This is a genomic window from Geomonas sp. Red32, from assembly GCF_023652955.1.
Lineage (GTDB): Bacteria > Desulfobacterota > Desulfuromonadia > Geobacterales > Geobacteraceae > Geomonas.
Genome location: NZ_JAKLOY010000007.1, coordinates 50,454 through 62,590 on the forward strand (window position 1 = coordinate 50,454; position 12,137 = coordinate 62,590).

Consider the following 12,137-nt stretch of genomic DNA (forward strand, 5'->3'; position numbering starts at 1 on the left):
GCCCCTTTCGGGTAAGTTGACCTAGGCCTAGCTAGGCGTTTTTACGACGCTTGCAGTAGATGGCGACCCCGAGGAAGCCGGCACCCAAGAGGACCAGGGAGCCCGGTTCGGGTACCGGTGCCGGGACGTCGAAGTTCAGGACCGGGGTGAGGGTGCCGCAGGGGGGGAGGTAGTTGCCGACCACCACCACCGGATTGCTGAGGTCCTGCCCCACGTAGATCTTCGAGGCGGTGGCGGTGTCGCCCGCGGTGCCGCTGAAGAGGTCCCCGCCGAGGCTCAGGCTGATCAGGTCGCCGGGAACCCCGCCGACGGTGAAGTCGATCCCGTCCCAGCCTGTTCCCTCGACCGCCTTGAAGGTGATGTAGTCGCTGCCGTTGAAGGGCATGGAGTAGGCGACGTCACCGGCCGGCATCCCGAAGAAGGTGTAGGTCTCGAAGTCGACGGTGTTGGAGCTGGCCGGCAGCGAGAGCCTCAAGGTACCGAAGAAGTTCTCGTTACCCGTGCTCCCGCCGGTCCACCGGAGCGACCAGCTGCGGCGGTCGGGGTCGTTGCTCCAGAGGTAGTATCCGGCCTCGCTGGCGGTCGGGTTGTTGCCGACACCGAAGTTGGCGTAGGTGTCACCGCTATAGACAGGTGTCGCCATTGCGGCGGGTGCCATTGCGGCAATGAAGATCGCCGCACAGATCAGAGTTAAGAGCTTCTTCATGTCCTCCTCCTTTTTTCTCATTCGATGGAATCGCCGCTTGTCGCACTCTCCTGGTGCAACTGGAGTGCCAGTTTGTAAGTTGCCAATAATAAACGTATTCCTATCTGACGGGGGAGACGATTCTGTAAAGGATGCCGACAGATCGGGTGCCGGGAGGGGTGAGACGGCGCGGAAGGTGGGGGCGGCGGGGTGGCGGCCCCCCTTTTCCGCCCTACGAGCAGCTTCCCGGCGGGACGAAGAAGGCTAAGTGAGGGAATACACTCGGTGAATGAGGAGCGATAACTAATTGATTAGAAAAAATTTTTTAAAATAGCTTCGATTGGGCGGTGCCGGGGGGTACACCAGATTTTTTCTGAGTTCCGCTCTACGCCAGCTATATCGCCGACTTATAAGGTCTTTGGCCGGTGAAAACATTAAATCTGTAAAATTTTTCTTGACGGTGTCGACTTTTCTGTTAAACATTTCGACAACGACTTTTAATGGTTATGGATTCACCAACGTGCTCATTGGGGGATCCTGGAGGGGAGTTATGAGACTGCCCGTCATAGCGCTTTGGGTGCTTTTGACCTGCGCCGCCTGCAGCAGCAACACCAAGGAGAGCCTCTACACCGAGGGGGTCAAGCAGCTTAACGCCTCCAATCCCTCCGGCGCGGTGGTCTACTTCAAAAGCGCGCTGGAGAAAGACGGCAACTTCAACGACGCCCGCTATCAACTGGCCCGGGCCTACCTCGCCCTCGGCAAGTACGAACAGGCCGAGAAGGAGTTCTCCAAGGTCCTCACCCAGAACCCTTCCCGCGAGGAGGCGATCCTCGAGCTCGCCCGCGTGCTGAACCTGGAAGGGAAGGGGAGCGAGGGGGCCAAGCTTGCCGAGGGGTACCTGGCCAAGCACCCGGACCATCCCGAGGCGCTGGAGATCCTCGGGACCTCCTACCTGGTCTTGAGCCGCTATCAGGAGGCCGAAGGTTTCCTCTCTCGCGCCATCGCGGCCGGGCAGGGGAGCGCCCGGATCGCTCTCGCCTCGCTGAAGCTCGCCACCGGCCAGCCGGCCCGGGCCAAGGCCCTGCTGGAAGAGGTGGTGCAGGCGGAACCGAGGAACCTCAAGGCGCTTTACCTCCTCGCCTCGGTGGAAAGCGGCAGCGGAAGCCTCGACCGCGCGGCCGCCGTCTACACCCGCATCCTCGGGGTGGAGCCCGCCGAAACCACCGCCCGCTACAAGCTCGGGCTGATCCAGATCGAGAAGGGTGACCTCGCCCGGGCCGAGGCCTCCGCCGACCAGATGATCGCCAAGTATCCCCGCCGCGGCGACGGCCACCGCCTCAAAGGGCTGGTGAACTACCAGCGCCACCGCTACGACGACGCCATCACCTCGCTGCAGGCCTCCCTCAAGTACGGCCCCACCCTCGAGGCCTACCATTTCCTCGGTCTTTGTTTCTACAACCAGGGGCAGTTCGAGATGGCCCTGAGCCAGTTCCGCAAGATCCTCGACGCGGTTCCCGAATCCCGCCAGGCCCGCCTGATCACCGCCCAGATACTTATCCGGCAGAAACGCCTCGACGACGCGGTGGTGGAAGTCCAGCGGGTACTGCGGCGCGACAACAAGGATGCCCTGGCCCACGAACTCTTGGGGACCGCCTACATGACGCAGGGTCACTTCGAGGACGGGCTCGCCGAGCTCAACCGCGCCACCGCCCTCGACGCCAAGATGGCCTCCGCCCACCTGAAGAAGGGGTTCTACTACTTCAGCCGCGGCAAGGAGAGCCTCGGGGAGAGCGAACTCGCGAGCGCGGTGAGCGCCACCCCCGACCGTCTCGGGAATAGGCTCCTGTTGGCCTCCCACTACCAGCGCCGGGGGAAAAGCGCCAAGGCGCTCGCGGTCCTCAGGGAAGGGCTGACCGGCGGCCGGGAGGACGCTGCCATCGACAACGCCATGGCCGCTCTCCAGTTCGCGACCGGCAACAAGCAGGGCGGGCTGAACGCGCTCGATGCCGCCAAGAAGGCCGATCCCTCCTTCAGCGCCACCTACCACAACCTGGCGGCCTACTACGCCGCCTCCGGCGACTATCCCCGCGCCATTGCCGAATTGGGTTCCCTGCTCCTGCGCAGCCCCTCCGACGTGCGGGGGATGCTGGCCCTGGCCGCCCTCTACGACCTGGCCGGCCGCGAGGCCGAGGCGGCCGCCCAGTACCGGCTGGCCGCCCAGACCGGCAAGACCGAGGCCCTGCTCGCCGAGGTCGGCTACCTGCGGAAGAAGGGGAAACGCGACGAGGCCCTGAAGGTGCTCGACGAGGTCATCCGCACCGATCCCAAGGGACCGGCCCTGGAGGCCAAGGGGAGACTTTTGACCGAAGCCCTCCGCTACAAGGAGGCGCTCAAGGTCTTCGACCAGCTGGAAGGGGTGAACCGGGACGCGGGAGTTTCGCTGAAGATCGCCACCTACCTCGCCATGGGGGAGGGGGGTAAGGCGGTCGAGGAGGCCCGCGGGGTTGTCGACCACGAGCCCGGTTCCGCCCGCGGCTACCTCCTGCTCGCCTCCGTCTACCGTCACCAGAAGGACCTTGCCTCCGCCCTGCGGGAGGCGATGAACGGGGTGCGGGCCGAGCCGAGGAGTGTCGAGGCCAAGCTCGTCCAGGGGGGGCTCCACGAGGCCCGCGGGGAGTTCGACAAGGCGCTCGCCTGTTACCAGGGCGCCCTGAGCCTCGCACCCGACCACATCGCCGCGCAGTTCGCCCGGGCGGCCCTGCTCGACCGCACCGGCCGGAAGAAGGAGGCGGCGGGGCTCTACCGGAGCACCCTGCAGAGCGACGCGAGCTTCGTCCCCGCCCTCAACAATCTCGCCTGCCTCCTGGCCGACGGCTACGGGAGCCCGCAGGAGGCGTTACGGCTGGCGGTAGCTGCCTACCGCCTCGACCCGGGTAATCCGCAGGTGATGGACACCACCGGTTATGCACTGTTGAAAAACGGGCGCCGTGCCGATGCGGTGAGGCTGCTGGAGCGGGCGGCCTCTCTCTCCACCGAGCAGTCGGTGCAGTACCACCTGGCGCTGGCCTATCAGGCCAACGGTGACCGCGCCAGGGCCCAGCAGGCGGTAAAAAAGGCCCTCTCGCTCGGCGCGGGGCCGGATGTCAACGCAGTTCGCATGCTCCTTGCCGAGCTCAGGTAAGGGCAGAGGGAATCACCATGGTTTGGCGCCTTATCATGTTGCCAATGTTGGACGCGCTGGTTGCGGTCTTCTCCCTCTTTTCCGCCTACGCCATCAGACTGGGAAGCGACGCCTTCCAGGGACCGCTGGAAGGGCAGACCCTCAGGGTCGCCGCCATTTTCGTCATCGTCTCGCTCTTCTCCTCCTACCTCATGGAGGTCTACTCGCTGGAGGGGAAGGCCAGCAAACGGGAGCTCCTGGTCACCTGCCTGCAGGCGGGGGGAGCCGGTTTCTTCTTCCTTTCCGTGGTCTACTACCTGGACCCCGACGTCATGCTGGGAAGGGGGGTGCTCTTTCTCTCCATCGGCTTCTTCGTGCTGCTCCAGTTCGTGTGCCACGCGCTGACCGGGCGGGTCGGGTACGAGGATCCCTTCGTCCAGCGGGTGCTGGTCTTGGGGACCGGGGAGCTGGCGAGGGGGATCGGGGAGCTGGTCGGCACCCGGGCCATGAGCTTCGCCCTGGCCGGTTTTCTCCCCTGCGCCGAGAACGAGGGCTCCATCCCGCCGGCGGTCTCCCCCGTGGTCCAGATGGAGGGGGACCTCCTGGCGACCATGCACAAGCACCGCGCACGCATCCTCGTGGTGGCGCTTTCCGAGCGGCGGGGGGCGCTTCCGTTGCAGGGGATGATGCAGTGCAAGCTAAACGGTATCGAGGTGCTCGACGCCCCGGCCTTCTACGAGCTTGCCCAAGGGAAGCTGATGCTCGAACAGATCACCCCGAGCTGGATCATCTTCTCGCACGGGTTCCGCCGCACCGCGCTGGTGAACGCCTACAAGCGCTGCATCGACATAGCGCTCTCGCTCACCGGGCTTCTTCTGACCGCCCCCCTGCTCCCCCTGATCGCCCTGGTGATCAAGCTCGACACCCCGGGGCCGGTGCTCTTCCGGCAGGTCCGGGTGGGGGCCGGGGAGAAGCCGTTCACCCTGTACAAGTTCCGCACCATGGGGACCGACGCCGAGAAGAACGGGGCGGTCTGGGCCTCCAAGAACGACACCCGGGTCACCAAGGTGGGGCGCTTTTTACGGAACTCGCGGATCGACGAGATCCCGCAGCTTTTCAACGTGTTGAAGGGGGAGATGAGCTTCATCGGCCCCCGTCCCGAGCGCCCGGAGTTCGTGGAGACGCTCAAGAAGGACATCTACTACTATTCGAAGCGTCACACCATCAAGCCGGGGCTGACCGGCTGGGCCCAGGTGCGCTATCCCTACGGGGCCACCACCGAGGACGCCGTGGAGAAGCTGCGCTACGACCTGTACTACATCAAGAACCTTTCGCTGTTTCTCGACGGGCTGATCATCTTCGAGACGGTGAAAGTCGTGCTGTTCGGGCGGGGGGGACGATGAGGAGGGTGAAAACGATGAGATGGGGATTGATGGTGAGCCTTTTGCTGCTCTGCCTGACGGCCTTGCCGGCCGCCGCGTCGGATTACGTGATCGGGGAGGGGGACAGCCTGGAGATCGCGGTGTGGGGGGTGAAGGAGCTGAACTTCCCGGTCAAGGTGCGTCCCGACGGGAAGATCACCGTGCCGGGGCTTGGGGAGGTGGTGGCGAGCGGCTCCACGCCGAGTAAGCTCCAGGCCTACCTGGCCGAGCGGCTGCGGGAGCTCGTCAAGAACCCCATCGTCACGGTGACCGTCAAGGAGATCACCAACTCCAAGGTCTACGTCTTCGGCTCCGGGGTGAAGCCCGCCGTCTACAGCCTGGCCCAGCGGACCTCGGTGCTGCAGCTGCTCTGCACGCTCCCCGACGTCAAGGTGGCCGACCTCAAGAGGGCCTACCTGTTGAGAAGCGGCAAGAAGGTCAAGATCGACCTTTACCGCCTCTTCATCGAGGGGGACATCGACCAGGACCGCCTCCTGGAGTCCAACGACTCGCTGTTCATGCCGCTATTGACCGACCGGAGCGTCTACGTGCTGGGGGCGGTCAACACCCCCAAGGCGATCGAGTTCCGTGAAGGGATGAAGGTCATGGAGGCGATCCTCGAGTCGGGAGGCTTCACCCGCTTCGCCGATCAAAACGACGTGACGGTCCACCGCAAGGACGGCGGGAACCAGGTCGCCATCGAGGTGAAGGCCAAGACGCTCTCCAAGGACGGCGACCTCACCCAGAACATCGACCTGAAGCCGGGCGACTACGTGGTGGTCAAGGAGAGCTTCTTCTAGCCGGTCCGAAGGGGCGGGGCGGAGATAGCGGTCCCGGCGAGAGCCGGCCCCGTGGAAAGGAGCCGGGCGTGCCGGTGCCGCGAGACGGCCTGCTCCCCGACAGGGAAATACGGAAAGTGAGAGGTGGGTATGGATTCTTCGCAGATCGATCTGAAGAGATGTATCAACCTGGTCAAGCGCAAAAAGGAGCTTTTCCTGGTGCTGACCCTCTTCCTCATGACGGCCGCCTTCGCGGTGAGCTATCTGTTGCCGAGGAAGTACGAGTCGACCAGCACGGTCTTCATCGAGAAGAACGTCATCAGCGAGCTGGTCAAGGGGCTGACCGTCACCCCCTCCATGGAGGACACCATCAACGTCCTCTCCTACGCCATCACCAGCCGCTCGCTGCTCGCCAAGGTGGTCGACCGGATGGACCTGAGCGTCGGCAAGAGCGACAAGGAGACCGAGGGGCTCATCAAGAAGCTGCAGGCGAACACCAGGGTGAAGGTCAAGGACCGTAACCTCTTCATCATCTCCTTCACCGACTCCAACCCCAGGCTCGCCCGCGATTACGTCAACACGCTGGTGCGGCTCTACATCGAGGAGAACATCTCCTCGAAAAGGGGGGAGTCCTACGACGCCACCAAGTTCCTCTCCGAGCAGATCGCCACCTTCAACGAGAAGCTGGAAAAGGCCGAGGGCGAGGTCAATACCTACAAGCGGGAGAAGGGGGGGATGATCGCCATCGACGAAGGGAAGCTCTTCGAGGAGATCAACCAGGCCCAGCAAAAGCTCTACGACCTGCAGTTGAGGCGCCGCCAGCTGGAGGGGATGCGCCAGGTGACCCGCCAGAGCGCCGACCCTCTCCATATGCAGCTCATCCAGCTCCAGAAAAGGCTCGAGGAGCTCCGGATCCACTACACCGACAGCTATCCCGAGGTGATCACCGTCAAGGGGGACATCGACACCCTCAAGGAGCAGATGCGCGGCCGTAAGCCCAACGAGATGCGTCCCCTCGATCCCCAGGAGCTCGCCAAGATCGAGTCCGAGATCAGCGCCCTGAAGATCACCGAGCAGGGGCTGCAGCGCTACATCGCCACCAACCGGCAGGTGCTGCAGACGATCCCCACCGCCAAGGCCGGACTCGAAAAGCTCGAGCTCGAGCAGAAGAGCCAGAAGACCCTCTACGACCAGCTGGTGGCCCGCCACGGGCAGTCCGAGGTCTCCAAGCAGATGGAGGTCCAGGACAAGTCCACCACCTTCCGGGTGGTCGACCCCGCCGTCCTCCCCAACAAGCCGTCGAGCCCCAACCGGCTGAAGATCATGCTGATGGGGTTCGTGGGCTCGCTCTCGGCCAGTTTCGCGCTCCTTCTCCTCCTCGACCGTCTCGACGGCTCGATGAAGGATGTGGCGGGCGCCAAGAAGGTGGGGCTCCCGCTTTTGGCGGTCATCCCGCTCATGGAGGAGCCGGCCGTGGTGACGCGCCGTCGCCGTGGCTTCCTGCGGGTCGCCACCCTGGCCACCGCCTACTTCCTGTTGCTGCTCTGTTTCCCGGCCATGGAGTTTCTCGAACTTCCCTACATGGACCGGGTTCTCGACCGCCTCCCCGCCATGATGCCCCGGGAGGCGGGGAAACCGGCCGTACACTGAGCCCGTCCATTCCGGCCCGGGTGGGGCGTTCCGCCCGGAGCCAGGATTCAAGTGAGGTCCTATGAGCAGAATCGACATCGCAATGGAAAAGGCTGCCTTTTTGAGGCAGGGTCTGCAACCCGAGCCCGCGGCCCCCGCGCCGCACGAGGAGCGCCGCCCGGCACCTCCGCCGCAGGCGCCCCCGCTCTTCCCGGTCCCCGACCGCAGGCTGGCACCCCGGAACCCCTTCCTGGTGGCCCTGAAAGATCCGCAATCCCCGGTGGCCGAGGAGTACCGGAAGCTCAAGTCGACCCTGGTGAAGATGACCAAGGGGGAGCAGTTCAGGAACACCCTGGCGGTCACGAGCTCGCTCCCCAACGAGGGAAAGAGCCTCACGGCGCTCAACCTGGCCATCAGCCTGGCCCAGGAGATCGACCACACCGTCCTTTTGATCGACGCCGACCTGCGCCGCCCCTCGGTACACCGCTACCTCGAGATCGAAAACGGTCCGGGGCTGGGGGACGTGCTTTTGGGCGAGGCGGAGATCGGCGATACCATCGTCCCGACCGGGATCGGCAAGCTCTCCATCATGAGAGCGGGTAAAAAGGCCGACAACCCGGGCGAGCTCTTCTCGTCCCAGCGGATGAAGGAGGTGGTGGCCGAGATGAAGCACCGCTACGGCGAGCGCTACCTGATCTTCGACACCCCGCCGGTGCTCCCCTTTGCCGAGACCCGTTCGCTCGCCCGCCTGATGGACGGCATCCTCTTCGTCGTCATGGAGAGACTCGCGGCCGAGTCGAGCATCAAAGAGGCGCTCGCCTCGTTGAAGGGGTGCCCGGTGATGGGGGTGGTCTACAACGCGGCAGCCATGTGGTCGCTCGACGAGCCGTACTCCTACTACCGGAAGTACAAGCCCGCCCCCGCTGCGCGCGTGAAGAAGTAGAGCCGAGACCGGCCGGGAGATCCCATGTACGAGTCTTTTTTCAATCTGAAGAAGAAGCCGTTCGAGCTGGTGCCCGACCCGGATTTCATCTATCTGAGCCGCTCCCACAAGAAGGCGCTCACCTATCTCGATTACGGGATCAGGGAGCGGGCCGGTTTCATCCTGTTGACCGGCGAGGTGGGGGCCGGCAAGACCACCATCATCCGCGACCTTTTGAACAAGAAGTATGACCGGCTGGTGACCGCCAAGGTCTTCAACACCCGGGCCGATTCCATCCAGCTTTTGGCCATGATCAACGACGACTTCGGGCTTCCGACCGCCGGCAAGGACCGCATCGCCCTGCTCCGGGATCTGAACGACTTTCTCCTTGAGCAGTACGCGGCCGGCAAGCAGCCCTTCCTCATCATCGACGAGGCGCAGAACCTGGGGGCCGATCTCCTCGAGGAGATCCGCATGCTCTCCAACCTGGAAAGCGCCCACAGTAAGCTCTTGCAGATCATGCTGGTCGGGCAGCCGGAGCTGCGCGAGACCCTTTCCGGGCCGGGGCTCATGCAGCTCAGGCAGCGGATCAGCATCAACTGCCACCTGCGTGCCCTCACCCCGGAGGAGACCGCGGAGTACGTGGTGCACCGGATGGAGGTGGCCGGTAACGCCGAGGCGCTCCACTTCCACAAGGGGGTCATCGAGATCATCCACTACTACAGCCGGGGGATCCCGCGCCTGATCAACATCATCTGCGACTTCATCATGCTCTCCGCCTTCGCCGAGGAGGTGCGGGAGGCCTCGGTGGAGATGGTGCGGGAGATCATCGGCGACCTCGACTTCGAAAACCACTACTGGAACGGGATAATTACCACCCCCATCCCGGCCGCGGCGGCACCGGCGGGAGCTCCGCCGGCTACCGGCCCTGCCGGTGCTGCGGGAAGCGGTGCCGGGACCCTTCCCCCCGGTGCAGGCGGCAGCGACCTTGCTTCCCGCCTTGCCTCCGTGGAGGCCGAAGTGTCGCGGGTTCCGAGCGTCCTCAACGAGCTCAACGAACTGATGGGGCGGCTGAGGGCCGAGTCCATCATCCGTACCCCCCAGCCGCCGGGGGAGCGCAAGGAAGCCGCATTGCCGGTCCCGCTGAAAGGAGGGGGAGAGGTGCACGCGAAGGTGGAGAAGGCCGTTTCCCGCGAAGCGGCGACGGTTACCCCGGCCCCGGCCACCGGCGGCCTGATGCGGCGTCTGTTCGGGGGCGCCGGCTCTCCATGGAAGTGAACGGGCGGACGCGGCATAGCGGGACCGCGGGTCTCGCCCTGCTCCTTTTCTGGGGAGCCCTGGCAGCCGCCGGGCCGGCTGCGGCCGGCGAGCTGGAGTTCAGGCCGTCGCTCACGGTTGGCGAGGAGTACAACGACAACATCTTCGAGACCGCCGATGGCCGCCAGACCGAGTACACCACCCGCGTCCGCCCCGGTGCCCTGGTGCGGTACCACGCCCCCTGGCTGGTCTGGGATTCGTCCTACACCTTCGACTACCGGCACTACGCGAGGAAGACCCATGGCGACGAGCAGTACCACTACGTGGACCTCAAGGGGAACCTCCAGCTGCTGGAGAACTTCTTCTTCGTCGATGTGGCCGACTCGCTCAAAAGGACCACGGTGGACGTGTCGCGGGACGTGGCCCAGGAGAGCCTCCTCTCTCCCCAGACCACCCAGAACGTGGCCTCGGTTTCCCCCTACCTCCTCTGGAGGCCGACCCAGCACGGGACGCTGAAGACCGGCTACCGGTTCGCGGACACCCGCTACTGGGAAGGGGTAGGGAACTGGCAGCGCGAGCACGGCGCGGTGGCCGGATGGGAGGAGCAGGTGAGCGAGAACACCACGCTCAATCTCGATTACAGCTACTCCCGGAGCAAGACCGATCTCGGGAGCTACCAGACCCACAACGCCATGGGTGGCTTCCGGTACGCCTACGCGGCCAACTGCTTCGTCTTCGGACGGGTGGGGAACTCCTGGCAGCGCTTCGATGGGGGGATCAAGGCGAGTAACCTCCTCTGGGGAGGGGGGATCACCCACGACTTCGGAAAGGTGTTCGTGACCCTGGACACCATGGTGCAAAAGGCGGACGACCCGCTCTCCATCTCGACCAGGCAGGTGACCTACTCCGGGCGGATCGAGCGGCGCTTCCAGCGGGGGAGCATGGGGATCGGCGGCGGATACTCCGAGTACTACATCACCCAGACCGATTCGCTGGAGAAGCGGCGGGTGAACGGGACCTGGAACGCCAGCTACGAGGTGGCCAAGAGCCTCTCCATCTCGGCCGGGGCGGGGCTCGACCACTTCTACCAGGGGACGAGCGGCGACAGCTACCCGTACCGGATAACCGGCAGCGGCGGCTTCACCTGGGGGTTCTTCAATCCCGAGACGTCGCTCTCCGCCACCTACAGCTTCCAAAGCGACCGGACGAGCCTCCAGCACTTCTCCTCCGAGCGGCGCACCAACCGGGTGCTGATGGAGATCCGGGCGGTGTTCTAACGGCGGTTGCAGGGGCGGGGCCACCGGCGGCTAAAATCCCCCCTGTCCCCCCTTCGCAAAGGGGGGGACCCGGGGCCGGCGGCGGTGGATGGGGCAACGGGGCGGGCGCGGGGCTCCCCCCCCTTCAAGGGGATGGGCGGGGTGAGGATGGGGGTAGCAGGCATACGATAAAACTGCCGGAGTAAGGGCCGGCCTGAGACGAGGGATACATGAAAGAGATGATCGACGAACTGGTGAAGTCCCGGGAGCTGCTCCTCATCATCACCTGGAAGGACATCAAGATCCGCTACAAGCAGTCCATCATGGGGTTCATGTGGGCCGTTTTGATGCCGATGCTGATCGTGGCCGCCGGGGTGGTGGTCAAGGTCGCCATCTCCTTCGTCTCAGGAAAACCGCTGCAACTCGCCGACGTCGCCTCCATCTCGGTGAAGGCGCTCCCCTGGTCCTTCTTCATCTCGGCCATCCGCTTCGCCACCAACAGCCTGACCGGCAACTCCAACCTGATCACCAAGATCTACTTCCCCCGCGAAGTCTTCCCGCTGGCCGCCGTGCTCGCCAACCTGCTCGACTTCGCGGTCGCCTCGGCCGCTCTCACCGTGGTGCTGGCCTTCTCCGGCATCGGGGTGAGCCTGCAGCTTCTCTGGCTCCCCTTCCTCGTGCTCATGCTCCTGATGTTCACCGCGGGCACGAGCCTCTTTCTCGCCTGCTCGAACCTCTTCTTCCGGGACGTGAAGTACCTGGTCGAGGTCTTTCTCACCTTCGCCATCTTCTTCACCCCGGTCTTCTACGACGTCTCCACCTTCGGAAAATGGGCGCCCATCCTGCTCATCAACCCGGTGGGGGTTTTCCTGGAGGCGATCAACGCGGTGGTGGTGCTGCACCATGGCCCCGATCTCGCCTGGCTCGGCTACGCCTGCGGCTGCAGCGTGGTGAGCTTTTTCGTTGGCTGGACCATATTCCACCGGCTCGAGTTCCTCTTCGCCGAGAAGATCTAGCCGGTTCCGCTA

9 protein-coding genes are annotated in these 12,137 nt (G+C 64.5%); 8 read left to right on the top strand and 1 reads right to left on the bottom strand.

The window, feature by feature from the left end:
• Window positions 1–31 precede the first annotated feature (31 nt).
• Window positions 32–706: a PEP-CTERM sorting domain-containing protein gene (locus L4X63_RS17355; RefSeq protein WP_250679919.1), complete on the bottom strand. Its 675-nt coding sequence runs from the start codon at window positions 704–706 to the stop codon at window positions 32–34.
• A 529-nt stretch (window positions 707–1,235) separates the two neighbouring features.
• On the opposite strand from L4X63_RS17355, the gene prsT reads away from it, so the two are divergent.
• The 8 genes from prsT (at window position 1,236) to L4X63_RS17395 (ending at window position 12,125) form a co-directional block, all read left to right on the top strand.
• Window positions 1,236–3,866: an XrtA/PEP-CTERM system TPR-repeat protein PrsT gene (prsT, locus tag L4X63_RS17360; protein ID WP_250679920.1), complete on the top strand. Its 2,631-nt coding sequence runs from the start codon at window positions 1,236–1,238 to the stop codon at window positions 3,864–3,866.
• A 35-nt stretch (window positions 3,867–3,901) separates the two neighbouring features.
• Window positions 3,902–5,248, top strand: a complete 1,347-nt coding sequence (locus L4X63_RS17365; RefSeq protein WP_250679921.1) for a TIGR03013 family XrtA/PEP-CTERM system glycosyltransferase — start codon at window positions 3,902–3,904, stop codon at window positions 5,246–5,248.
• Between the two features lie 14 nt (window positions 5,249–5,262).
• The gene (locus L4X63_RS17370) at window positions 5,263–6,066 is read left to right on the top strand and encodes a polysaccharide biosynthesis/export family protein (RefSeq protein WP_250679922.1); all 804 of its coding nucleotides are present in this window, start codon (window positions 5,263–5,265) and stop codon (window positions 6,064–6,066) included.
• A gap of 129 nt (window positions 6,067–6,195) precedes the next feature.
• Window positions 6,196–7,695: an XrtA system polysaccharide chain length determinant gene (locus tag L4X63_RS17375; RefSeq protein WP_250679923.1), complete on the top strand. Its 1,500-nt coding sequence runs from the start codon at window positions 6,196–6,198 to the stop codon at window positions 7,693–7,695.
• Window positions 7,696–7,756: 61 nt separating this feature from the next.
• Window positions 7,757–8,617 carry an XrtA-associated tyrosine autokinase gene (locus L4X63_RS17380; protein WP_250679924.1) on the top strand — a complete coding sequence of 287 codons (861 nt, stop codon included), beginning with the start codon at window positions 7,757–7,759 and terminating at the stop codon, window positions 8,615–8,617.
• Window positions 8,618–8,641: 24 nt separating this feature from the next.
• Complete coding sequence (locus L4X63_RS17385; RefSeq protein ID WP_250679925.1) at window positions 8,642–9,874, top strand: XrtA/PEP-CTERM system-associated ATPase; 1,233 nt, start codon at window positions 8,642–8,644, stop codon at window positions 9,872–9,874.
• Window positions 9,865–11,130: a TIGR03016 family PEP-CTERM system-associated outer membrane protein gene (locus L4X63_RS17390; protein WP_250679926.1), complete on the top strand. Its 1,266-nt coding sequence runs from the start codon at window positions 9,865–9,867 to the stop codon at window positions 11,128–11,130. Before L4X63_RS17385 ends, L4X63_RS17390 begins: the two co-directional genes overlap by 10 nt.
• 209 nt (window positions 11,131–11,339) lie before the next feature.
• Window positions 11,340–12,125 (top strand): ABC transporter permease, encoded by a 786-nt coding sequence (locus L4X63_RS17395; RefSeq protein WP_250679927.1) that lies wholly within the window; start codon window positions 11,340–11,342, stop codon window positions 12,123–12,125.
• The last annotated feature ends 12 nt before the right edge of the window (window positions 12,126–12,137 follow it).